Source organism: Lunatimonas salinarum (assembly GCF_017811155.1).
GTDB classification, from domain to species: Bacteria; Bacteroidota; Bacteroidia; order Cytophagales; family Cyclobacteriaceae; genus Lunatimonas; species Lunatimonas salinarum.
In genome coordinates, this window is sequence record NZ_JACVCV010000008.1 from 21,342 (window position 1) to 45,063 (window position 23,722).

Here is a 23,722-nt window from a genome sequence, read left to right on the forward strand (position 1 = left end):
ATTTTACCAGCCCGGGTTTTGTCTAAACTCAGGGTATAGCGTCACGTCGGAAACTTTCAGAGGCAGCCAGTAATGCCTATCGGCAAGCGGCCTTTCCAATAGAACCTGCTCTCTAAAATTCAATACCCTCATATCTGCAGGATCCTCTCCCACTTCGGACTCAGGTGCGCGGTTGAATTCCATGGACGTTTTTAGCGTATAGGGCCTTTCAATCAATTGCATCCATCGTCTTAGATCGTTGAATCGGTGCCTTTCAAAGGCCAACTCCACGGCTCTTTCTCTTTTGATTTCTTCGAGGAAAACATCTACCGAAGTCTGGAATTCAGGCAATACACCCGGCATACCGGCTCTTTCGCGGATGACGTTTACTGCATCCAAGGCGGTTTTAGTAAAATTGGATGACCTTGCTCCCACGGCGTTATGCCCCATAAGCGCCGCTTCGGCGTACATCAAATACACATCCGCCAGCCTTAGGTAGGGTACGTTCAGATGAAGGGCCGCACCAAAGGCAAACGCATTGTCATACGCATTCGCAGTAAGTGGCACAAACTTCCGATTCAAATAACCTGTGGGGCTTCCGGAAACCGCTCCACGATAACTACCCCCAGAAAAGAGGTTTGCATATCGGTTGTCCTCTTGGTTTGGCGGCATAGAGCCCTGCACCACCTGTACCCCATCAAATACGACGCTTTTATAGAATCTCGGATCCCTACCTCTAAACGGGTATTCGGGGTCGTAACCCGATTCGGGATCGGCATTGCTGACATCCGCAGGCAGGGGATACCCGTTTGCCATACCAAAGTTCCGGTTAACGTAATTTGCCGTAGGGACAAACTTGGTGGCGTCTCCATCCACCACGATGGACGGAAAAAACTGCTTGGTGATTCCCCAGTTGGACTGATCGCCAGACCAATAGAGCGACCTGAAAATAGACTCGGTACCACCTGAAAGGGCCCAGTTCTGACCCATTGTATAAAAAAGGCTATGCCAACGATCAAACGGCATAAGCGCATATTGGGTCTGACCACTTTCTACCAAGTCCAGCAACTCTCCAAATGCTTCCGCCGATCGACGGCAGAAATCGGCATTGTAAGACCGACTACCGGTTGACTCAAAGTTCATCAACGGGCTTCCGGCATACAACAGGTTCTTGCCTAGGTAGGCCAAGGCCATAATTTTATTGATCCGGAGTTCGTTCCTTCCCAGCGTCCTTCTTCCTGCGACTGTGTTGTCCCAGTTGATGGGCAACAGATCCGCCGCTCGTCTCAAGTCCGCTGCCGCTTTTTCGGCACTTTCGTGGTAACTCAACCGCGGTTCGCGCAATTGCTGATCACCAGGGAGAACCCTGTCTATATAGGGCAAGCCGCCCACGTGCTGAATCAACATAAAGTGGAACCATCCCCTAAAGAACAACAATTGGCCTTCGATCAATGCGCGCTCTTCATCGGTGGCATCCGTCATCCGGTCTAGGTTTTCCAAACCCAGATTGGCCTTTCGAATGCCATACCAGGCGAGTGGCCACAGCCCTTTTTGGTGTGGGTTGTCTCCGGTATTGGCGGACCACTTGTCCATCCAGCTTGCCTGACCACCGTGACCGGAATGTTCTACCTGCCAGGCCCAGAAATTGCCCCGGTCAAATGCAAATGTCACGTGGAAATTTCCCGCGGCAGAAACCATCTCATCTTCACCCCAGTTCCAAGAGGATGTCCAATAGCTGGTGGTAAAGTTTGGAACACACTGATACAACTCCTCGGTATATCCTTGGAAGTTTTGGAAATTCAAAAACGCCGTTTCTTCAGAAATCACCGACTCCGGTGTTCTCTCCAAATAATCCAAGCAAGAGGTAGTCCCGAGCAACAAGCATAAGCAGGCCCCGAACACGTATATGTTTTGTTTGATCAATTGCATCACTAATCAGCTTTTAGAATGACATCGTTAAACCCAGATTTATTCTTCTCATCATGGGATAGGCTCCTTCCCATGCCGCGCCGGTTCCAAAATTCGATTCTCTATCATCAGGCATTTTACTCCACACCAACAGGTTGTTGCCATTTAGGAAGACCCTCAATCCGCCCATTCCGAGTCGCTTGGCACGTAGGGGATTGAAACTGTAGGCGATCTCGGCATTTTTTAACCGAAGAAATGAACCGTCGTAAAGGTACCTGGCACCGTAGTAGTAGGAAACCGGCGTCAACCACACCGGAAGGGGAGTCCCTGCATCCGGTGTATCTTTTGACCAGTAGGTGCCCTCATCATAAACCAAGTTCCGCTGCCCATCCAAATTGGTGAATGGAATACTTCGGGTGACATTGGTTACACCGTAAAACTGCATAAAAAAGGACAGCCCCTTGTATTCTATCCCCACGTTGGTATTGTAGGTGTTTTGGGGGATATTGGAAAAGCCATAGGGAGCGGAATCGAAGGCGTCGATAACGCCGTCTCCGTTGAAGTCAAGGATATGGTACCCACCTGGAAGCTTCCCTCCGTTGTTTGTATTGTGCGGCGTACTGGCATACACCTCATCCCAGGTATTGTAGAAACCACTATTGATGTGAGACCTGGCTTGCCCCAATTGAAATCCCGCTTGCTTTTGATAGGCGGGAAGAAATTCCGGATCGTCCCGATTGATGACCACATCGATCGCCCGTGTCAGCGCCACGTCAGCCCACATTCTTACCCCGCTGGCATACACTTTATTGAAGCGAAGTTCCACCTCGTATCCGGTGGTCTCCACCCTTCCTAAGTTGGCAGCAGGTGCGTTTACCCCAAAATAACTGGGAATAGAGCGGTCGCCCGCCATCAAAATATCTACCCGGTTATCCCTGAAGATATCAAAACTTCCATCCAAAAACCCGTTGAAAAGGCTGAACTCAGTTTTTAGGTTGTATTTGTACACGGTCTCCCAACGCACATTCGGATTACCCAATACATCTTCTCTATACCAGGTAAAGGGGCTGAGATCACCTCTCCATCCAACGCTCGTCATGCGGGAATTCCCCCCAAATGCCCACTGATTCATAAAGAGAAACCTTCCTCCGATATTGTCGTCGCCTACCTCTCCATAGGAGGCGGTCACTTTCAGAAAGTCGATGGGTTTGATGTCTCTCATGAAGTTTTCCTCAGACACCACCCATCCAATACCGCCGGATGAGAAAAACGCAAAGCGGTAATCGACGCCAAATTTTTCGGAACCATTGTATGCCCCGTTGTATTCAGCCAGGTACTTGTTTTTATAATTGTACACCGCCCGGAAAACCCAGTCTTCCCGATAACTCGGAATCATGTTCCCGATGGCATCTTCTTGCCGCATCACCAAAGCCATGGCATTCACGTTATGGTGGTTTGCAATGGTGGTGTTGTAATTTAGCTGTCCCTGATAGAACATCCTTCGCTGCGCCCCTTGCACCGTACCTCCTTGGGTAGTCCAAGCTATAGGCTGAAAAAAGTCGAAGTTGCTGTTGTCAAAGTTGTTTTTCAGGTTTACCCGGCCGGTGACCGGGTCAATCCACATTTCCTCGGTATTGTTGAACAAGTCGTTGACGCCCCGGCTGTTTTCGGTAAAGGTGTTATCCAACGCTACCGTGCCGCGGAAATTCAACCCTTTTATGATTTTACCCAAGTCCTGCTCTACCACGATATTGGTGGATAGACTGGTGGTCGTGATGTTTTCGATCCCTCCAATGGCCAAGACCCGCGCCGAGTTGATCGCCCCAAAATCATCCAATGGGTAATAGCCCCACAAACCGTTCGAATACCTCGGCATAAATACATCCGGTGGGTTTCTATAGGCCGCACGCCAGAAGTTGGCATCTTCGCTGCCATTCCAAGGCGTCTTGCGCACCCCATATATCCCGCCTAGATTGACTTTTAAGAGCGTAGAGGAAGTCAACTGAAAATCCAGGTTGTTACGGAAATTCAGTCGGTTGTAATTGTAACCCGGCTGATAGCCCCTTCCGTTTTCAAATTCCCGAAATAGGTCGCCCTCGTGTTGGAAGTCAAATGCGGCAAAATACTTGGTGAGCTTGGTGCCTCCGTTGATGGAGAGATTGGCGTTATACGCCATCGCATAATCATTAAACAGGTAATTCTGCCAATCAATGTTGGGATACCGCTCCGCCTCTGCGAGGTTTGCGGGATCTCGGTATTTTTCGCGTATTCCTTGAGGAATCATCTGCGACCAAGCCTGCGGACTGGATGTCAATTCCCGCTCAATGGCCCTATTTCGAATTCCTATGGCATCGTAGGCATCCATTTTTCCAGGCAATTTGGAAGGAGACTTGACGGTACTATTGACCCGGGCAACGATCTCTGCCTTTCCCTCCTTACCCCGTTTGGTAGTCACGATGATCACCCCGTTTGCCCCTCTGGATCCAAATACCGCCGTGGCAGAAGCATCCTTCAACACAGAAATCGACTCCACGGACCCAATGTCCATGTTGTTGAAAAACTCGGGCCTTTCAACCCCGTCTACCAGAATCAAGGGGCCGTTGCTATTCCAAGTGTTATTGCCCCGGATCACGATCTGCGGCTGCTCGTCACCGGGCGCACCCGAGCTTTGCACAGCGATCAACCCAGGGAGGTTACCTGCAAGCGCCGCCCCCAGGTTAGAAACCCCACCTGTACGCTGCAATACCGTTGCGTTCGTCTGTGACACTGCACCGATCAGCGTTTCCTTTCGCTGCTCGCCATACCCGACCACTACAAACTCTTGCAGGGAGGTTTCAGACTCCGCCAGGGCAATGTTATAGACCGATTTACCGGCTTCTACGACTACCTCTGCAGAAGTGTAGCCAATAAAGCTCACTACCAACACATCCCCGGGCTGGGCGTCGAGCACAAAATCTCCATCGATACCCGTCGCTACCCCCCGAGTAGAGCCCTTGATCAGAATGGTGACGCCCGGAAGCGGCATATCGTCCTTCACGTCCGTAACCACCCCCCTGATCTCCTGAAACAAGGCCTCCTCTCCCACAGAGTTTCCCTGATTGGCTTTCCCTTTCTTAGGCTTCCGCTCTTCCATCGATCCCGCTGCCCGGGATCCACTCCAAGCTTCCGCACTGCCTTTGTAAATTGGATTGACCTCCCTAGGAGACGGAATCCCGACTCCTTCCACTAGTGCCTCCGAATGGTAAAGATACCCTTCGTCCGGAAAAGCATTTACCTGTGTCCACATCAACAGCGCTGCTGAGATGATCGGATAGGCAAAAACCCTTCCCAGGAGGCGGAGACATTCCCTTCGTAATTTTTGTTTCATATAATTATGGGGTTAAGTTAGGTTTGATTTAGCATGAATACCGGCAAATGCCAACGTCAAGGAAATTGCAAAAGAAAGAAGCGATGGATGCCGGCGCTTTTGTGAAAAAATAACCCATGAACGGTTTCAACGGTATTCGAAGGCAACCTGCCAAATTTACCCTCGACACCTGCGGCAAAATGCAATGGTTTGTAGTCATGATAGTTATGATTTAGGTTTACTGAACGCTCAAAACTAATCGTTACTTTTTGAAATAAAAAAAACAAATAGTTTAGTATACCACTGATTTTCAGTTATTTAAAATAAATGTTGCGTTTAAAAAAATAAAAATAACAGCCCTTTTTAGCCCAAAACGCTGAAAAACGGCCGCAATCGGCCTTTTTTGCGGAAAATTAGAAATTACGCTTAAATGAAAATGTTGATTATCAGTACCTTACAAAAAAAGAAAAAATATTTCTTTCCCAATAAAAAATGATATCCAAAAAGAGAAGGCCCTGTAGCGACGGACAGGCGAAGTCCCTTGCACGCTTAATAAGTGTAAAAATTGCAATTAATATTGAATTCGATTATTTTTCCCGAAAATTACCCAAATCGAACAAAACCCTCATATTAATTCCTTTGCCTCCTTCACAGGACATGCCATTTTGTACCTATCATATCCAATAACACCTAATTGATGACAAATTTAAAAACCAAGGAAGTGTGGTTGCTGACCGGCAGTCAGCATCTATACGGAGAAGAAACCCTACTTCAGGTTGCCAAACACGCGCAAATCATCGCTGAAAAGCTAGATCGATCCGAGGCCATCTCCGTACGGGTATTGTTTCAGCCAACAGTCAAAACCACCGAAGAGATCTATCGCATGTGCCAACAGGCCAATCAATCCCCTGCCTGCATTGGCATAATCGCCTGGATGCATACATTCTCTCCCGCAAAAATGTGGATCAACGGACTAAAGATCCTGCAAAAGCCGCTACTTCATCTTCACACGCAATTTAACCGGGATATTCCATGGAAAGGTATAGACATGGATTTTATGAACCTCAACCAAAGTGCCCACGGGGATCGCGAATTTGGGTTTATCACATCCCGGATGAAGCTGGAACGTAAGGTCGTGGTGGGCCACTGGGAATCACCCGGGGTTCATTCCCAAGTAGACACCTGGGCAAGGGCCGCTGCTGCCTGGTCCGATTGGCAGGGGGCCAAATTTGCACGGTTTGGCGACAACATGCGCCAAGTAGCCGTCACAGAGGGGGACAAGGTAGAGGCCGAGTTACGCTTCGGCTTTTCCGTAAACACGTTTGCCGTGGGCGATTTGGTAGCGTATATCCAAGCAGCCCCTGCCGATGAAGTACAGGCATTGGTCGAAGACTACGAAGCCAACTACACCTTGGCGGCAAACCTAAAGGCTAATGGCGACCGGCGATCATCGCTGATCGATGCCGCTCAAATTGAGGTAGGGATGCGCCGGTTCTTACAAGAAGGTGGATTCAAGGGCTTCACAAACACCTTCGAAGACCTGCACGGAATGAAGCAACTGCCGGGAATCGCTACCCAACGCCTGATGGCTGAGGGCTACGGCTATGCCGGCGAAGGAGATTGGAAAACCGCCGCCTTGGTCCGTGCGATGAAGGTGATGGGAACGGGCCTTCCGGGTGGCAATGCATTCATGGAAGACTACACCTACCATTTTGACCCCGAAAACCAACTGGTGCTCGGAGCGCATATGCTGGAGGTAGACCCGGTGTTGGCGGCAGACCGGCCTAGGTGTGAGGTACACCCGTTGGGCATTGGTGGCAAAGAAGACCCGGTACGATTGGTATTCAACGGCAAAGCGGGCAAAGCCCTCAACGCATCGCTGATTGACATGGGCAACCGATTTAGACTGGTGGTCAATGAAGTGGAAGCCGTGGAAGTAACGGAGACTTTGCCCAACTTGCCGGTGGCCCGGGTACTTTGGAAACCGCTACCCGATATGCAAACCGGCTGCGCGGGCTGGATTTATGCAGGTGGCGCGCACCATACCTGTTTCAGTCAAAACCTAAGCACGGAGCATTTGGACGATTTTGCCAAAATGGCCGGCATCGAAAACATCACCATCGATCGGAACACCTCGCTCAGGCACCTGCAGAAGGAGATCAAATGGAGCGATGCCTTCTACAGACTGAACCCCTAGTCCGCCCTAAATTCGATACAACCCTTGGGAGAACGAATCAATCGTTCTCCTTTTTTTTTGGAAAAACCGCTCCGTGCGGATTGACAGCGAACGATAACCCGCTAAACGATCAACTGCCGGGTCGGTAAAACTATACAGGAATTTCTGCTGCTTGGCGTTGTTGAGCTTGGCCAAAGGGTCAAAATATACTTGTAATCTGAATTTTGACGATTTGATAACCTTCCTATAACGGTATGATATCCGGCAAAAGTAGCAGTATCACTATCCAAACAGGTGAAATTACCTGAGCCCTCTAAATCTTCAGAGGTATCCGCAAACAAAAAATCACCTCTAGTCAATAATGAATTTGGATTTCTCTCCAAGAAAACTTTCTTCAGCATATTTCAATAAGTGCTTTTCAGGATCCACAATCCTTCCAGATTTCGAATGAATTTCACCATACCTAACACAAAGTATACCATTATCTTCCACTTATTCCATTGCGATTGATTAATGGAAAAATCCCAACAAGTTACTGGTTAACCGAGCTAAAATAGCCCAAAAACCATCATTAGGCTTCGTCACGCCCATAAGTGGCCGATCAAATCGCCCACCTTGGCAACTCGGCCCAAAGTAGCTCCAATATAGGCAAAAGAAAATTCTTTGCCGTCTATCCGGTTGAGGGTTTTGGAGCTTTTACCTATTCGGGACCTGCTACGTCGACTTCGTCCTTGATCCTATCGAGGGCAAAGTCAAAAGGGGTTCTACACTCCTTTCAAATGGCTTGCATGAATTTACCGACATAAACCTTATAGACAAGACCAACGCTTTAGAGGCGACTCCTATTTCCTTTTGCATCAAACGGATCAGGGAAAATATCAGGTGGCGGATCATTGCAACCCCTGCCAATCAAGCGGATTTGAATTTACCTACGTTCTAAAATGGAACGGTAAATCCAATTTTTTAAGGATATCCCACCTATTCCTTCCACCCATTTTCCCTACCTTTACCCTACAACCAGTTTCTAGAAACCCATGAACCGCTGCCTTGCCATCCTGCTAATAGGAATTCTTACCCTTACCACCACCTTTGCCCAACAGCGGCAAAAGGTAAAACTGGCCGTGGTGGGGCTCACCCACTCGCACGTGCATTGGATACTGGGACGGCAGGATAAGGGCGACGTGGAGATTGTCGGCATCGTAGAACCCAACCGGGACCTGGCTACCCGCTTGATGAACCGGTACAAACTCCCCCAGTCCCTGCACTTCAGCAGCATGGAGGAGATGTTTAAGGTTGTCACGCCCGACGGAGTCACGGCCTTTGGATCCATCTACGAACACTTGGAAGTGGTGCAGGCCTGTGCCCCACGCGGTGTACATGTGATGGTGGAGAAGCCCCTTGCCGTAAGCACCGCACATGCCGCCGAAATGGCGCGCTTGGCCAAACAGCACGGCATCCACCTGATCACCAACTACGAGACCACCTGGTATGCCTCTAACCTGGAAGTGTACCGGCAAGTCCACGAGGAAAAAGCCATCGGCGAACTCCGCCGCATGATCATCAACGATGGCCACGAGGGCCCCAAAGAGATCGGTGTGAATCCGGAGTTTTTGGACTGGCTGGCCGACCCGGTGCAGAATGGGGGCGGGGCGGTGATCGACTTCGGTTGCTACGGAGCCAACTTGCTTACCTGGCTGATGCAGGGCGAGCGGCCCATTTCCGTCACGGCGGAGCTAAAACAGATCAAAACGGACATTTACCCCAAGGTGGACGACGACGCCACCATCCTGCTCCAATACCCCCACACCAAGGGAGTCATTCAGGCCTCGTGGAACTGGCCCTTTAGCCGAAAAGACATGGAGGTATATGGAGAAACGGGCTACCTGATCGCCCGAGACGGTACCCGCCTAAGCAGCCGGTTGCCAGGAGAACGTCAGGAAAGCGACACCAAGCTGGCCCCTCGGTCCTATCCCTACGACGATCCCTTTTCCTTCTTCGCCGGACTGATCCGCGGAAAACTAAGCATGCAGCCTTATGACCTTTCCTCCTTGGAAAACAACCTGATCGTGGTGGAGATACTGGAGGCTGCCATTCAAAGTGATCGGGAGGGAAAAAGGGTGATGCTGATCCCGAAATAAGGTCTTCCGAGTGAAACGCACTCCCGGTTTCGAAGACGCCTCACTCTTGGCCCCTGCCGATAGGTATTGGCGGCACCCAAACCTGATAGGATAAACTATCGGCTCAAAAAATTGCGGCTAGCTTAAAAATTCCGGAAAGAAAAACTTGGAGAGCACTCCTAAACCTCCTTTCTTTGTTGTGAAAAACCGTGATATCAAGGAGTTGTGGGTATTGGACCGCGTGGTTGGGACTTGGTTTGGGTACGGAAACGATCCGGAATTATCGCTTGTTTTTAAACCTATATTTATTTATCAACGCTACGGAGGCTGTCAGATTTGAAGAAGGGTAAATAGCCCTTTTCTATCAGATGGCAATTTTGGACGCGACTTTGTTGTTTGCTTATCATGAAGAAGTTTGTTTCTCGGTACGCCACCCCCACCTTGCTAATCCTGTCGCTGGTCTTAGTGGTAGCCAACAATTTGGCGCTTTTGTGGTTTTTCCGGAATTTTCCGGAGCCCATTCTGGACACCTACCTCTTTTACACCGCAGACGAAGCATACGCCATCTTTGAACAATACGGCACCTATTACCGGGCCATGTACATCCGGGGCACGCTCCTGCTGGACTTTCTGTATCCGGTTTTTTACTGCCTGATGCTGTCATTTGCGATCTTCCGGGTAAGCCGGCACATGGGCTGGGCCCTGTTCCCCCTCTGGATATTGCCGGTAGATTACCTGGAAAATGCCACCTTGATCTACCTGCTGATAGCGTACCCCACGGAATATCGCTGGCTGGCCACTGGAGTGGGCTTTGTCACCTGCGCCAAATGGGCCATGGTGATGACTTCGATACTGTTTATTGTGAGGGCATTGTGGATGCGGTATATCCTGAAAAGACCTTTTTGAACATGAATTGTTTAAATACATTGGAAGGATCTGTAAAAATTTGGATTTCAAACCTGTGAAAATTGGGGGCTATAAAGACCATGTACCTATATTTTGCGTTTTGTCCAAAAAAATCACTTTGATGAAATTCATTGAAGAAGTGAAATCGCATTCCTCCAAGTGGATGAAGACCAAAGGAGAAAAATATCAAAACTTTTATTGGCAGCGTGGATATGGAAGTTTTTCGGTGAACCCTTCTGAAATTGACGTGGTGGTGAGGTATATTGAAAATCAATCCGAGCACCATAAAACGAAAACATTTCAGGAGGAATATCTGGCGTTTTTAAAAAAGTATAAGATTGACTATGATGAGCGCTATTTGTGGGATTGATTGTCGCACCGTTGGTGCTTGCGGTGGTTCGGATGACATATCTGCATAGCCCTGGCAGACTATGCTATTGATTACCGCACCTTTGGTGCTTATTTAATCAACGGTAGCACCGGTCCACAATCATAAGCCTTCGGAAACGCCAAACCTAAAATGGGAATACGCCAAGCGATTGTCGCACCGTTGGTGCTTACTTAATTGCAAGCACCAACGGTGCAAAATCATTATCCTTGGGCAACGCCCAAGGAGAAATGGGAATACACGGACCAAGCGCCAAAGGCGCGGAATCATCAGTCAGTGGCATCACCCCAACACCCCTGCTTTGGAAAATCTACAGAGCGCAGGCGTAAGAACAAGGCCGGCTGAGAAGATCCCTTGGCCGGCCTGACATTTTTTTGGAGACCCTTCTGCTTAGGTCAAGTTGAGCGCCACTTTCTTCCCCGTCTTCACGGCCTTGTAGATGGCATCGATGATGATCAGGTCCTTCAGACCTTCCTCTCCATCCACGGGAACCACCGGTTTTTTACCGGACAAGATGATATCGGACATCTCATCCATCTGCACCGTCTGATGGGTAATGTGCGGCTTGTCCAATGGTCCCTTATGGGTTCTCCCTTTGATAGGCCCATAGCCGGTGGAAGGCTGCATCTCGGCAAAACCTTTTTCTCCATTGAGGTAAAATTTATCCAGTCCGTTCATATTGTAGGTAGATAGGCAGGAAGCCACGGCCCCGCTGGGAAATCCAAACTGAAACTGGATGGTTTCATCCACCCCGGGCTTGAACTTTACGGGATCGGTTTTGGTCTCTTGGGCCGTCACCCAGATGGGCTCCTCGCCTACCATGTAGCGGGCACCGTTCACCGAATAGATTCCGATATCCATCATGGCACCACCTCCGGCCAATGCGCGGTTTAACCGCCACTGGGTGGGATCTCCTATGCGAAAGCCACTTAGACCCTGAAAGAACATGATCTTGCCCAGTTCGCCTTCCTGCCGCATCCGGATCACCTCCAGGGTATTTCCTTCAAAGTGCATGCGGTACCCCACCAGCAGGTGTACGTTTGCCTTCTTGCATTCGGCTACCATCTCCCTGCCTTCCTTTTCATTTAGCCCCATGGGCTTCTCACAGATCACGTGCTTTCCGGCCCGGGCTACGCGGATCGTCTGATCCTTGTGCAGGGAATTGGGCGTGATGATGTAGACGGCATCGATATCCGGGTTGTCCTTGATGGCGTCGAAGTTTTCGTAGTTGTAGCAGTTTTTGGCCGGGATAGTATACTTGGCTTGCCATTCGGTCACCTTGGATGGAGTACCGCTGATGACACCTACCAGTTTGGCTTTTTTGCAGTCCTTCATGGCTTCCGCCACCCGGGTGCCGTAGCTGCCCAAGCCCATAATAGCTACCCGAAGTACGGGCCCCTGATAAGGCACGGTAGTAGATACGGAGGCAAAATCCTTCGCCTGAAGGGAGGAAACAAATGGCAGGGAAACTGCCGAGAGGGTAAGCTTTTGTAAAAAGTCTCTTCTGGATTTCATAGGTTTATTCGGTTTTTTGGTTTGTGAAGTATTACGGTGATTGAATAATATTGTTTTTTACCGCAGGCAGATGTACCGGAAAGATACTGTTTTTTCACCAATTGATGAACTTACCTTACGCTTAAAATCAACTTATCAACTATTATCCGCGGTAGCGACTAAAGAACAGTCGCATACCTAGGAAGTTAGGTTGTTAGGATTTTTATTCTTTGTAAATTACATATTATGTTTAAACTAACGAATAGTTATATGATAATTTACGCTTTAAAAAGGCTATATTAACGTTCGCGCCCCAACATCGACTAGGTGAAAGCGAGCGTCGATATTAAAGAACCTGTGTAGCAAGGGCAATTTAATTGGTCAAACGGTTATGAAGAGAACACTTTATATATTGTTACTTTCATCGATAGGCGTAATTATTTCTGCTGCTTTGAAAGTTTTGTCGGAGATGGCGATATCCTCTTGGGGAATATCCATTAGTGCGACCGTTTTTCTGTTTGCTTTGACTGAAACCGTGTACTGAACTAAGTTCGGAGAGCTCGATTTTTGTATAATTTTTCTTAGTTCTTCAAAACACGTTGCTATTCAAATTAGTACCTTCGTCTACACCTTAGACCAGCACATGACAAACCCTATCCGGTACCAAACAGAACACAACCTCAGCGTGGGAGAATTCGCCTCCTTGCTTCAGCGATCCACACTAGGCGAACGGCGCCCCGTCGAAGACACTCCGCGGCTCCAATCCATGCTACAGCACGCCAACCTGATCGTTACCGCACGGGACGGTGACCTGCTCGTGGGCATATCCCGGGCGCTGAGCGACTTTTCGTTTTGCACTTATCTATCTGACCTCGCTGTGGACGAGCGCTACCAGAAGCAGGGCATTGGAAAGGAACTCATCCGCCACACCAAAGAGGCTGCACCCTTGGCAAAGCTGATCCTGATTGCTGCCCCCAAGGCGGTAGGCTATTACCCCAAAATCGGCATGCAACGCCACGAAAACTGCTATATCCTAGAAGACGTCAACACACTGCGCTAGGCACCTACCCTACGGCGGCGCTTTTGGCGGGTGCCTGTTGGGGTGCCTGATCCTTACGGAAGCTAGCCGAAAAATAGACCACCACCAGTACCGACAGCACCTGGTAGCCGGCAACTAGCGGCGTTACCCAGGTACCAACGTGTTGGGAGGCTCCGAACCAATCGTCCAACCAAAAAATAATGGCTAAACCGAGGACCGACTTTGTCAGCTCAAAAGTCCAAGCGAGGGGATTGCGGTCCATCAGTTCGGTATAGGCATAGATGGAAAGGACAAGAAATCCGCCATAGAGCGCGGCCATCGCAAACCCGATACTGCCAATATAGGCAAAGAGGTAAATCAGCAAGCCGTAACTTACCATAAGCTGCGTCCAGGCCCAAAGGCTGAAGGCCGGAGAGCTGGGCGTATCGAACTTTTGGTAGGTCTCGGGGCTCTCTATCGCATACACCGGGTAGTGCGCTTTTACGTCCGCAGGTCTCCAGCCGGTGGGCATAAACCAGATGCGCGCCTTGTCCCGCCAGCTCCGGGTGTGGTAAGCATCCCGAAGCAGGAGCCAGAAATGCTGAAAATTGATCTTGATCGGATTCCATGTTCGGGCGGGCCGGGTAATTCCGTAGACACAGGGAACCTCCTGTAGTTCCTCCTGAAATGTACCAAACCACTTGTCCCACACGATGAATATCTGGCCAAAATTCCGGTCCATGTAGATGGGGTTGATGGCATGGTGAACGCGGTGGTGGGAGGGCGTTACAATGATGTGTTCCAAAAAACCCATCCGACCGATCAGCCGGGTATGGTACCAAAATTGAAGAAACAGGTGAAGTGGTGCCACTATAGCGATCACTTCCACCGGGATACCGAGTAGGGCTGCGGGCAACAACAAAAAAGCAAAGTAATCAAACACGGTGGAAACGGTCTGCCGCAGGGCGCAGCTTAGGTTAAACTCCTCGCTGCTGTGGTGGATCACGTGCCGGTTCCACAGTAGGTTGATCCGGTGCTCCCAGCGATGCACCCAGTAGCCTTTGAAATCGATGACCAAAAACGTGACCAGGTAGGTGACCCAAGTGGATTCGATCTGAAAAATCGCCAGATGGGACAACATCCAATCGTAGGTCAGCAGGGAAATGGTCAGGCCTAGCACGTTTTTGATCACATTGGTCATGCCCGAGCTGATGCTGGACACACTGTCGAGGCTGCGGTTTACCTGCTTGCCCATACGCCGGGCGGCGAGCTGCTCCCCCAAAATCAGGAGGAGAAAGACCGGCATGGTATAGTTGAGCACTTTGGCATACAGTTCCATATCCGTAGAGGGTTTTCAGAAAAGAAATATAGGAAAAATTCCGGATTGGAAACAACAAACACGCGTGGGATTCCGCTACCGGGTCCTTGTCCCTTCCTTCGCATACCTATTTGTCTCCCGTGGCAGATGAGAACCACCGGCAGGGTGTGCCTCCAATCGGTAACATCGCGCAGCAAGTAGGGGTAAAAAGAATAAGGTATCACCTCATCCTATTCGACCCCGAATGGGGTCGTACACTTTCCATGTCTGCCTCCTGCTATACACATTCGATCCCGTCGGGATCCCAAAACCGCGCGGCTGGGCTGGAAATCAAGAGCATGTTGGAAAAGGCCGCCTAGGCTACCTCATGCCCTAAATGTGGCAATGCAGAAGGGGACCCTTTTGGGATATTCACAAGAATAAACAGATGAAACCACCCCTAGCCTACGGATACTGTACCAAGTTTACGGCACGACGCTGCCTAAAAAACCTCCACGTCGGATTCTGGGGCAATCGTTAGCGAGTTGCCGACATCCAAGCCAGGTATGGGTATACAAACAAATACAGGCTTCTCACCTAGGAGGAGCCTGTTTTGGAGGGCAATAATACAATTAATCGGAGGGGATCAAATGTCAAGAATCAGGATGTACACCAGCATAGTTCTCAGCAGTAAAGGTGAAGGGTCCACCATTAACGACCATTTGCTTTATTTCCGGTTCAATCCATTGTTTTTTTTCGTTTTCCATGATTAGCTGTTTTTTTGGTGAAAGAATCGCATTTATCTTATTTCTGCGAAAGAAAAAATACTATCTGAAAAAAGCAAGCCATTCCGGATTTTTTTAGCCTGGATACCGAGGGGTCCAATGCCGAGCTATCCGAAATCAACGTTTACGTACCAGGGCGAACCGCCGGAAATCTACGCCCTAGCCCTTATTCACCTTCCAATCAATCAACAAATGAATGCGGTCGGTGTCGCCTAGATTTTGAACCGCATGGGCCTTTTCGGAATTATTGATTTCCCACACTTCGCCTGCCTTCATCTGTATCACCTCCCCATCCACCTCAAAAAAACAGTTCTCGTTCGTTCGCAGGGGTACGTGTATCCTGCTAAATGCCTTAAAGCCTTCCCCCTGATCCACATGCCGCAGTACCTCCTTGCCGGCAGGCAAATTGACCAAAAGAGCGGATTGAAAAACCCCGTTTCCGAGGGTATCCGATAATACCTTCTTTAGAGGTTCCAACTCCTTCATAAACGGACCAAAATCCTTGAAAAAACCAATTTTTGAAAATCCCTGATCAAATAACAGCGGCACGGTGAGAGTTTCCCGGTGAACTTTGTGGGCTTGCTGTCTGTGCGTAAAATAATGCCAATCCAAGGTGTCCAGTTTAGACCGAAAACCATCCACTGCAATATTTCCCAGAAATCTAAAGTTAAAATCCATACCCAAATGTGCTGAAATCCCTTTCGAATAGCTTGTGTATTTGCGCTCGCTCTTCAAGCGTTAACAAATCGTTTGTTGTTCCTGAATAATCCCCCTTATTCTTGACTGGCAATGGCGGCAAGGATAGTCCCAATAATTCCGACAGCTTGGACATGTCGGCGCTCAATTCCTCCAGCTTAAAATATTGAACGGGCTGATCCACATCATTCCAATCCACCTGATCCATGTAAAACCGCAATCCTCCCCAGTTTCCGCGGGCAAAGGATCTTTTTCGGTGATCAGGATCGTCGTAGAACTTTAGGTAAAACTCCTCCCAGCTGTGCGGAAGCAAACTTTTATAGCGTTTAAGTTTTTCCAAAAGCACTTGCAGGTCAATTTTCTCTCCCAGTATCCGCTCCTGATGCCTCCAAGCCGAAACAAACCGGGCAAACGGATCCCTGACCACCTGAATGGTCCGGTAGGAAGTGAGATTTTCCGCTGAAAGTCCATGCACATACATCAACTCTGATAACGTGAGGTGGTAGTGCGGATAGGGAAGATTTCGAAACCCCGGCCTTGGAAGCCATTTTTCTCCTAAAAACAGACTTCTCAAGGAAGAAGAACCTGTTTTGGAGGGAGACAATACGATCAATCGGAGGGTATCGATGATCAAACTAACTCACTGGGAAGTACCCACCAGTTTCATTTGTACTTGGGCTACCACCCCCTTGAACTACTATTCCGACGAGTTTCGGTTCAATCCACTGCTTTTTCATTTTTTTTTCTGTTACTGTTTAAAGAAAAATTTGCCAAGTGTTTCCGCTTAAAACGGTCGAGTAAGATAAATTCTTTTGGCGGTAAAAAAAAGATATGCTGCTATTTTTTGACCGATTGAAACACTGACGGACTTACCCCGAATAGACCGGTAAAGATAATTTCACCGACCAGATAAGGAATTTTTATCATTCCATGTATCTTTGGTCGGCCTGCCGGAAATTCCGAAAATGCGATTGGCAAGACGATAATCCTGCGTGTGCATTTCCGGAACCCGGGCCGGAGTTTTTACATCAACCCCTACTACACCCCACCATGATCCCTCAGATACCCGAAAATCCCTACCTCCTTCTCACACCAGGTCCCCTAAGTACCAGCAAGACCGTGCGCGGTGCCATGACGCGCGACTGGTGCACTTGGGACGACGATTACAAACAGATTGTCCAGAAAATCCGCGAGGAGCTGCTGGCCCTTAGCGGTGGTGGCGATCAATACACCACCGTGCTGATGCAGGGGAGCGGCACCTTTGCGGTGGAGTCGGTGATGTGGACCTGCCTCAAGCCGGACAGCAAGATCCTCGTGCTCTCCAACGGCGCCTACGGCAAGCGCATGGGGAAAATCGTGCAAATGATCGGCATATCGCACCGAGTACTTTCTTGGGAGGAAGGCCAACAGCCGGATCCCGATCAGGTAGAGGAAATCCTGCAAACAGACCCCACAATCACCCACATAGGCATGGTGCACAGCGAAACCACCACCGGAATGCTCAACCGCTACGAACCCCATGCGCGGTTGGCAGAGAAGTATGGCAAGATTTTTATACTGGATGCCATGAGTAGCTTTGGCGGTATTCCCTTGGACATTACTGCTCCCAAGGTGGATTTGCTGATCAGCAGTGCCAATAAGTGCATTCAGGGTGTACCGGGATTTGGCTTTGTGATCGCCCGAAAAGAGGTGTTGGAAAGCTGCAAAGGCAATTCCAGAAGCCACTCCTTGGACCTGTACGATCAGTGGGATGCCATGGAGCAGGACAAGGGTAAATGGCGCTTTACCTCCCCTACCCACACGGTAAGGGCTTTCTTACAGGCCATCACAGAGCTGTACGAAGAAGGGGGCATTGCTGCACGACACGAGCGCTACTGGGCAAATCACCACAGCCTGATCAAGGGTATGGCCGCGGTGGATGTACGGCCGTTTTTGCAGGAAGAAGACCGATCCCCGATCATCACGGCTTTTGTGGAGCCAGAAAGCTCGTCTTTTGGTTTTGGAAAACTCTACAATAGGCTGAAAGCAGAGGGATTTGTCATTTATCCGGGCAAGGTCTCCCATGCGGCTACGTTCCGGATCGGCCATATCGGGCATGTGTTTCCGGAGGATTTCGAACGGCTGGGTGCCGCGCTCCAAAAGATCAGGTTTTGGTAGGTCGGCGGGATTTTCCCTCCACTTTATCGAGGATCCTCGCGTACTGCAAGAGTTCCTCCTCCAGGCGTTCGCGTTGCTGCCGGTTTTTGTGAAGTTTCTTTTGAATACCTCTCAACCCAAACTCCGGTCTTAGGGACAGGGCCTTGAACAGCAACCCTGCGAACAATGCCCCCTGCCTTGCTTTCAGCAGGAGGCCCCGCAGCTTATAGCCCCGGGCCACCTGCGACAGCCGGGCCACCTTGATGATCCGCATGGTGCGCACAAAGGCGATAAAGGGAAGCAGTACGATCAGCAGGTCTACCCAATGTTCCTTGGCATAGCTGATCCGATCCTTGCTGATGCCCGCCATCAATATAAATTCGAAAGCAAAAGCAAGCCATATTAAGGCTTGCGTGAGATCGAGAAGTAACGTGAGGTCAGCTTGTAGCAGCCGCTGCACCTCTTCGTAGTATTTCCACTCGATCAGCAGTACGGGAATAATCAACATGGCGATCACGATCATGGGTATTGAAAATTTGCTCCGCAATAGACGAAACAAGCCCTCGTTTCTCCGGCACCATCCGAAGCCGGGAAGCCACATCAATTCAGGATCCAACATATGGGGGCTAGCGAAATGCAATGGCGGAACAACCAAGCCCCAGTAGACAGAATTAGCTATTTTTTCTCCTTTTCTTAACCAGAGGACCGCCAAGAACTCCGCCGCAAAGATCCCCCAACCCCAACCATACAGCTTGGCCATGGTGGATTGGAAGAGTATGCGGGAGACGTTTTCACCTTCATGGGACAATACGTTGACAATAGAAGCGGCCACGACCAATAGGGCAAATGCCAGTATGGTACGTATCGGCTTTGCGAAGTGCTCGTACGCCGCTAAAGCTGAATTTACCGAAGGCTGCAGGTGCAAATGCAATGTCAAGTCAGCCTCATCCCCTTTTTCCAACAGAAAGGGGTACTTTTCCATCAGATCAGTCAACGGCTGCAACGCCTTGACCCGATCTATCAGATGCGCCACCTGACTCAATAGGTAGGGGTTGTCGCATCGTTGCAAATCATCCAGCAGCTGTTGTTTTTTGTCCTCGTTCATTCTAAGTGCACCATAGGGTTGTTTCCAATACGCAAGTTGCCCTCCGTGGGGATTTGCTTTAAGCAAAGGTATACCGTTCAGCTTCCCGGCACAAAGTTTCACTGATTAACGCTATATTTAGGAAAAAACCTGCGATTATGAACCGAAGGAACTTTCAGAAAAAGGCGGTAATGGCCTCGCTGTCATTGGCTTTCGCACCGCATCTCCCTGCATTCGCCCAAGGTAGCTATACCCACCTGCGATTAGGCGGACCCATATACCACAAATACACCGACCCCGAGGCGTGGGTACAGGCGGTCAAAGCCAAGGGATACCGGGCTGCCTATTGCCCGGTGGGGCTGGGTGCCAAAACAGAGGAAATAAGGGCCTATGAAGCTGCGGCAAAGCAGGCAGACATCGTCATCGCGGAAGTGGGCGCCTGGAGCAACCCCATTAGTCCTGATGCCGAAATGGCAAAGGCAGCCTACCAGAAATGCGTGGATTCCCTGGCTTTGGCCGATGAGATCGGTGCCAACTGCTGCGTAAACATCAGTGGTTCCAAAAACCCGGTACACTGGGCAGGACCCCACGCCGATAACCTAACTTCAGAGACGTTTGAGCAGATCGTGGAAGTAACCCGCAAAATCCTCTCGGACGTCAACCCCAAGCGCACCTACTTTGTGCTGGAACCCATGCCCTGGACCTATCCGGACAGCGTGGATTCCTACCTGCAACTGATCAAAGCCATTGCCCATCCACATTTTGGCGTGCACATGGATCCGATGAACCTAATCACCACGCCCACCCTCTTCTACCGGAATGCCGATCTGATACGGGATTGTTTCCGACGGCTGGGGCCCCATATCCGAAGTTGCCATGGCAAAGATATCGTTATTAAGGAAGATTACTACATGCCCCAGTTCACAGAGGTCCGGCCCGGGATGGGCGTATTAGACTACCAAGTATTTTTGACAGAACTCGCCAAAATCCCTGAAATCCCCCTAATGATGGAACACTTGAGTTCGGAAATGGAGTACGACCTTGCAGCAACGCATATTCGGGCGGAGGGTAAAAAAGTAGGCATTCAGCTCTAATTTTCCAGAAACAGGACCTTTAGCAACGCCGCAAGGCAAAACAAAAACAGCGTGGCTGTACCGTAATAACGCCATACACCGAATCGGTTAACTACCGAGCGAAACCAAAGCACTGTCACCGGTCGAATCATCCCGGCTATCAGGGACAACAACGAGATTATCGCCAGGGTCAGTATAAAATAATACGCCGTTACCATGGTGCCTGAAAAGACAAAAGGCAGCTTGCGGCTGCCTTTTGCTAGGTGATTTATTTCTTGCGCTTGATTTCTTCCATTTTGTAGCCTTCAAAGGTATCACCGACCTGTATGTCGTTAAACCCTTTGATGGAAACCCCGCATTCATAGCCGGACCTTACTTCGGAAACATCGTCCTTAAATCGCTTCAACTGATCGATATCTCCATCGTGGATTACGATTCCATCCCGAATCACGCGGATCTTATTTTTTCGGTTCATCACCCCGTTGGTGACATAACAACCTGCCACTGTACCGATTTTGGAGATTTTGAATACCTCACGAACCTCAATATTTCCGGTGATCACTTCTTCAAACTCAGGCTCCAACATACCTTCAATGGCATCCTTGATCTGATTGATGGCGTCGTAAATAACCGAATAGTGTCGGATCTCGATCTCTTCCTGCTCGGCAAGTTTCTTTGCATTCGCTGATGGCCGCACTTGGAAGCCGAGGATGATGGCGTCCGAAGCAGAAGCGAGGAGTACATCCGACTCGGAAATTTGACCAACCCCTTGATGGATGATGTTCACACTTACCTCGTCTTTGGAAAGCTTGAGCAAAGAGTCCGAAAGGGCTTCCACCGATCCGTCCACGTCACCCTTGATGATGATGTTAAGCTCCTTAAAGCTTCCGATGGCCAGTCGTCTACCGATTTCATCCAGCGTGATGTGCTTTTTAGTGCGAAGGCTTTGCTCCCGCTGTATCTGTTCCCTAGAGTTGGCGATTTCCCTGGCTTCACGCTCGGTATCATACACCTTAAAGATGTCACCTGCCTGTGGTGCTCCGCTCAGGCCAAGTACCTGCACCGGGGTAGATGGACCTGCGGCCTCCACCTTTTTGCCCAAATGGTCAAACATGGCCTTCACACGGCCGTAATGCTGGCCTGCAAGGATCACATCCCCCACCTTGAGGGTACCTGCTTGTACCATGATGGTGGATACATAGCCTCGTCCCTTATCGAGGGAAGCCTCCACGACTGTACCCACGGCATTTTTATCTGGATTGGCTTTAAGCTCCAAGATTTCTGCTTCCAGTAGCACTTTTTCCAGCAGCTCATCAATGCCCAAACCGGTCTTGGCCGAGATTTCCTGGGATTGGTACTTACCACCCCAATCTTCCACCAACAGGTTCATATTGGCCAACTCCTCTTTTATTTTGTTGGGGTTAGCGTTTGGCTTATCCACTTTGTTGATGGCAAAGATCATCGGTACGCCGGCAACCTGTGCGTGGTTGATCGCCTCCTTGGTCTGCGGCATCACGTTGTCGTCCGCGGCAATGACGATGATGGCTACGTCGGTGATCTTGGCACCCCTGGCCCGCATGGCCGTAAAGGCTTCGTGACCCGGTGTATCCAAAAACGCAATTTTATGTCCTGTGTTGGTCATCACATCGTATGCCCCGATGTGCTGCGTGATACCTCCGGCCTCCCCATGGGTTACCTTGGCCCTTCGGATGTAATCAAGAAGGGATGTTTTTCCGTGGTCTACGTGCCCCATGATGGTTACAATGGGTGCTCGCTCTTCGAGTTCCTCGGGAGAATCCTGAGCCACGATGACATTTTCTTCCTCGTCTGCTTTGGTGAACTCCACGTCGTAGTTAAATTCATCTGCAATGATAGTGATAGCTTCCGCATCCAAACGCTGATTGATGGATACGAACATACCTAGGGACATGCAGACGGAGATCACTTCGTTGACCGACACGTCCATAAGGGATGCAAGGTCGTTTGCAGAGATAAACTCCGTGACTTTTAGTATACGTGAATCCTCTATATATTCCTCTACCTCCTTATTGCGCTCCATGCGCTTATCCCGCCGGTTTTTACCTTTGCCGCCACCTTTGGATCCTCCTTGTAGGCGGGCAAGCGTTTGCTTGATCTGCTCTTGGATTTCCTTTTGGGTAGGTTCTGCCTTTTGGAATCTGCTGGCACCGGCCGCACCTCGTGGCGCGGGACGATTCGCAGGCCCTCGATTGCCGCCTTGGGAGGGCTTCCTGGCACCTGCGGCACCTCTTGCTTGCGAAGCATCACCTGGAGCCGCGGCCTCGCCGGGCTTTTGCCGCTGATCGATGCGTTTTCTGGGGCGCTTCTTCTTGTCCTTTGATCCCCGTTCGTCAGAGGACGCCACGGGCTTGGACTTTTTCTTCGGCTTATCGACGGGCAATTCAATCTTGCCCAATACGGTCAGTCCCTTCAGGGAATCGGCCTTTGCCGAGATCACCTCTTCTGTTTTGTTTGCTTTCTCTGATGGATTCACAGGGGTATTCGATTCTCCATCAGAGGGCTGCTCCGCCTGTTGGACTGGAGATTCTTTTGGAGTGGCTGGCGTTTCCTTGGGTTCCGGCGCTGATTTTTCCGCGGGTGTTGGAGCTGCGGGTTTTTCCGCAGCAGGCGGCGCTACCGGAGCGGCTTTTGGGGGTTCGGGCTGTTTGGGCGGTTCGGGCTTGGCCGGTGCTGATGCTACCTTAGGTGCACTTGGTGCTTCCACTTTAGGTTCTGGCGCTTCAACCTTCGGTGCCACTGGGGCAGAAGGAGCTGGGGCGCTTTCGACCTTCGGCTTTTCAGTCGGCTTCTTCGCATCTAAATCAATCTTCCCAACCACTTTGATGCCCGGCAATTTGGGGGCATCGGTAGGAACTTTCGCTGCATCTTCCTTACTGGCAATAGGCTGGGCCGGTTCAGGCTGTTTTTCCACCTTTTCAACCGGCTTGTCAGGCAACTCCTGCTTCTTGGGGGTTTCGGGCTCAAGCTCAGATTCGGCCTTGATCACGATATTCTCTCCGTGGCGTTTACCAATAGATAGATGAGCGGCCTCCTCTTTATCTTGGGCAGAGGACTTGAACTCCTTGGCGAGCATATTGAAATGCTCCAAGCTAATTTTGGAGTTTGGATTCCCTTCTACCTCAAAGCCTTTTTTTGCCATAGACTCCACGATGGTCGAAATACCCACGTTGAGTTTTCTGGCAACTTGGCCCAATCGCATCATTTTTTCTTCTGACATACGCTAAACCTATTCCTAATAATTTTAATGTTCTGCAAATATAACCCCGAAAGCGAATATTCT

General features: G+C 49.9%; 18 protein-coding genes. 9 read left to right on the forward strand and 9 right to left on the reverse strand.

Translation table 11 applies throughout. The features are described 5' to 3' along the window. Nucleotides 1–3 precede the first annotated feature (3 nt). Nucleotides 4–1,908 (reverse strand): RagB/SusD family nutrient uptake outer membrane protein, encoded by a 1,905-nt coding sequence (locus IAQ59_RS11050; protein ID WP_209330873.1) that lies wholly within the window; start codon nt 1,906–1,908, stop codon nt 4–6. A gap of 13 nt (nt 1,909–1,921) precedes the next feature. After that, entirely contained in the window at nt 1,922–5,254 is a 3,333-nt protein-coding gene (locus tag IAQ59_RS11055) for a SusC/RagA family TonB-linked outer membrane protein (protein ID WP_209330874.1), read from the reverse strand. Between the two features lie 676 nt (nt 5,255–5,930). Here IAQ59_RS11055 and araA point away from each other — a divergent pair. After that, on the forward strand, nt 5,931–7,430 hold the full coding sequence (araA, locus tag IAQ59_RS11060; protein ID WP_209330875.1) for an L-arabinose isomerase: 1,500 nt from the start codon (nt 5,931–5,933) through the stop codon (nt 7,428–7,430). 101 nt (nt 7,431–7,531) lie between these two features. Here araA and IAQ59_RS11065 read toward each other — a convergent pair whose 3' ends face one another. Beyond that, nucleotides 7,532–7,810 (reverse strand): hypothetical protein, encoded by a 279-nt coding sequence (locus tag IAQ59_RS11065; protein ID WP_209330876.1) that lies wholly within the window; start codon nt 7,808–7,810, stop codon nt 7,532–7,534. Nucleotides 7,811–8,443: 633 nt separating this feature from the next. Here IAQ59_RS11065 and IAQ59_RS11070 point away from each other — a divergent pair. The 4 genes from IAQ59_RS11070 to IAQ59_RS11085 all read left to right on the forward strand — a co-directional run bounded on the left by IAQ59_RS11070 (nt 8,444) and on the right by IAQ59_RS11085 (nt 10,802). Further along, the gene (locus IAQ59_RS11070; RefSeq protein ID WP_209330877.1) at nt 8,444–9,547 is read left to right on the forward strand and encodes a Gfo/Idh/MocA family protein; all 1,104 of its coding nucleotides are present in this window, start codon (nt 8,444–8,446) and stop codon (nt 9,545–9,547) included. A 178-nt stretch (nt 9,548–9,725) separates the two neighbouring features. After that, nucleotides 9,726–9,866 carry a hypothetical protein gene (locus IAQ59_RS11075; protein WP_209330878.1) on the forward strand — a complete coding sequence of 47 codons (141 nt, stop codon included), beginning with the start codon at nt 9,726–9,728 and terminating at the stop codon, nt 9,864–9,866. A gap of 65 nt (nt 9,867–9,931) precedes the next feature. Then, the gene (locus IAQ59_RS11080; RefSeq protein ID WP_209330879.1) at nt 9,932–10,432 is read left to right on the forward strand and encodes a hypothetical protein; all 501 of its coding nucleotides are present in this window, start codon (nt 9,932–9,934) and stop codon (nt 10,430–10,432) included. A gap of 7 nt (nt 10,433–10,439) precedes the next feature. Next, a complete protein-coding gene (locus IAQ59_RS11085; protein WP_209330880.1) occupies nt 10,440–10,802 on the forward strand; it encodes a transposase in 363 nt (120 codons plus the stop codon). A gap of 408 nt (nt 10,803–11,210) precedes the next feature. Here IAQ59_RS11085 and IAQ59_RS11090 read toward each other — a convergent pair whose 3' ends face one another. Continuing rightward, nucleotides 11,211–12,335, reverse strand: coding sequence for a Gfo/Idh/MocA family protein (locus IAQ59_RS11090; protein ID WP_209330881.1), 1,125 nt, complete (start codon nt 12,333–12,335; stop codon nt 11,211–11,213). Between the two features lie 622 nt (nt 12,336–12,957). Here IAQ59_RS11090 and IAQ59_RS11095 point away from each other — a divergent pair. Continuing rightward, complete coding sequence (locus tag IAQ59_RS11095; RefSeq protein ID WP_209330882.1) at nt 12,958–13,374, forward strand: GNAT family N-acetyltransferase; 417 nt, start codon at nt 12,958–12,960, stop codon at nt 13,372–13,374. A 4-nt stretch (nt 13,375–13,378) separates the two neighbouring features. Here IAQ59_RS11095 and IAQ59_RS11100 read toward each other — a convergent pair whose 3' ends face one another. Next, a complete protein-coding gene (locus tag IAQ59_RS11100; protein WP_209330883.1) occupies nt 13,379–14,671 on the reverse strand; it encodes a sterol desaturase family protein in 1,293 nt (430 codons plus the stop codon). Nucleotides 14,672–14,790: 119 nt separating this feature from the next. Here IAQ59_RS11100 and IAQ59_RS11105 point away from each other — a divergent pair, with 119 nt between their 5' ends. Beyond that, entirely contained in the window at nt 14,791–15,009 is a 219-nt protein-coding gene (locus tag IAQ59_RS11105) for a hypothetical protein (RefSeq protein ID WP_209330884.1), read from the forward strand. 564 nt (nt 15,010–15,573) lie between these two features. Here IAQ59_RS11105 and IAQ59_RS11110 read toward each other — a convergent pair. Both IAQ59_RS11110 and IAQ59_RS11115 read right to left on the reverse strand, forming a co-directional pair. Beyond that, nucleotides 15,574–16,092 (reverse strand): aspartyl/asparaginyl beta-hydroxylase domain-containing protein, encoded by a 519-nt coding sequence (locus IAQ59_RS11110; RefSeq protein ID WP_209330885.1) that lies wholly within the window; start codon nt 16,090–16,092, stop codon nt 15,574–15,576. Beyond that, entirely contained in the window at nt 16,082–16,744 is a 663-nt protein-coding gene (locus IAQ59_RS11115) for a sulfotransferase family 2 domain-containing protein (RefSeq protein WP_209330886.1), read from the reverse strand. Before IAQ59_RS11115 ends, IAQ59_RS11110 begins: the two co-directional genes overlap by 11 nt. A 416-nt stretch (nt 16,745–17,160) precedes the next feature. On the opposite strand from IAQ59_RS11115, the gene phnW reads away from it, so the two are divergent. Further along, the gene (gene phnW, locus IAQ59_RS11120; protein ID WP_209330887.1) at nt 17,161–18,267 is read left to right on the forward strand and encodes a 2-aminoethylphosphonate--pyruvate transaminase; all 1,107 of its coding nucleotides are present in this window, start codon (nt 17,161–17,163) and stop codon (nt 18,265–18,267) included. On the opposite strand, the gene IAQ59_RS11125 is transcribed toward phnW, so the two are convergent. Beyond that, entirely contained in the window at nt 18,254–19,453 is a 1,200-nt protein-coding gene (locus IAQ59_RS11125) for a hypothetical protein (RefSeq protein ID WP_209330888.1), read from the reverse strand. The two genes, phnW and IAQ59_RS11125, sit on opposite strands and share 14 nt — an antisense overlap. A gap of 35 nt (nt 19,454–19,488) precedes the next feature. Here IAQ59_RS11125 and IAQ59_RS11130 point away from each other — a divergent pair, with 35 nt between their 5' ends. Next, nucleotides 19,489–20,424 (forward strand): sugar phosphate isomerase/epimerase family protein, encoded by a 936-nt coding sequence (locus tag IAQ59_RS11130; protein ID WP_209330889.1) that lies wholly within the window; start codon nt 19,489–19,491, stop codon nt 20,422–20,424. A gap of 247 nt (nt 20,425–20,671) precedes the next feature. On the opposite strand, the gene infB is transcribed toward IAQ59_RS11130, so the two are convergent. Next, nucleotides 20,672–23,659 carry a translation initiation factor IF-2 gene (gene infB / locus IAQ59_RS11135; protein ID WP_209330890.1) on the reverse strand — a complete coding sequence of 996 codons (2,988 nt, stop codon included), beginning with the start codon at nt 23,657–23,659 and terminating at the stop codon, nt 20,672–20,674. Between the last annotated feature and the right edge of the window lie 63 nt (nt 23,660–23,722).

Excerpts from the sequence above, each read along its gene's own strand:
- IAQ59_RS11050 (WP_209330873.1), bottom strand. The coding sequence starts at position 1,908 with ATGCAATTGATCAAACAAAACATATACGTGTTCGGGGCCTGCTTATGC.
- IAQ59_RS11055 (WP_209330874.1), bottom strand. The coding sequence starts at position 5,254 with ATGAAACAAAAATTACGAAGGGAATGTCTCCGCCTCCTGGGAAGGGTT.
- araA (WP_209330875.1), top strand. The coding sequence starts at position 5,931 with ATGACAAATTTAAAAACCAAGGAAGTGTGGTTGCTGACCGGCAGTCAG.
- IAQ59_RS11065 (WP_209330876.1), bottom strand. The coding sequence starts at position 7,810 with ATGCTGAAGAAAGTTTTCTTGGAGAGAAATCCAAATTCATTATTGACT.
- IAQ59_RS11070 (WP_209330877.1), top strand. The coding sequence starts at position 8,444 with ATGAACCGCTGCCTTGCCATCCTGCTAATAGGAATTCTTACCCTTACC.
- IAQ59_RS11080 (WP_209330879.1), top strand. The coding sequence starts at position 9,932 with ATGAAGAAGTTTGTTTCTCGGTACGCCACCCCCACCTTGCTAATCCTG.
- IAQ59_RS11090 (WP_209330881.1), bottom strand. The coding sequence starts at position 12,335 with ATGAAATCCAGAAGAGACTTTTTACAAAAGCTTACCCTCTCGGCAGTT.
- IAQ59_RS11095 (WP_209330882.1), top strand. The coding sequence starts at position 12,958 with ATGACAAACCCTATCCGGTACCAAACAGAACACAACCTCAGCGTGGGA.
- IAQ59_RS11100 (WP_209330883.1), bottom strand. The coding sequence starts at position 14,671 with ATGGAACTGTATGCCAAAGTGCTCAACTATACCATGCCGGTCTTTCTC.
- IAQ59_RS11110 (WP_209330885.1), bottom strand. The coding sequence starts at position 16,092 with ATGGATTTTAACTTTAGATTTCTGGGAAATATTGCAGTGGATGGTTTT.
- phnW (WP_209330887.1), top strand. The coding sequence starts at position 17,161 with ATGATCCCTCAGATACCCGAAAATCCCTACCTCCTTCTCACACCAGGT.
- IAQ59_RS11130 (WP_209330889.1), top strand. The coding sequence starts at position 19,489 with ATGAACCGAAGGAACTTTCAGAAAAAGGCGGTAATGGCCTCGCTGTCA.
- infB (WP_209330890.1), bottom strand. The coding sequence starts at position 23,659 with ATGTCAGAAGAAAAAATGATGCGATTGGGCCAAGTTGCCAGAAAACTC.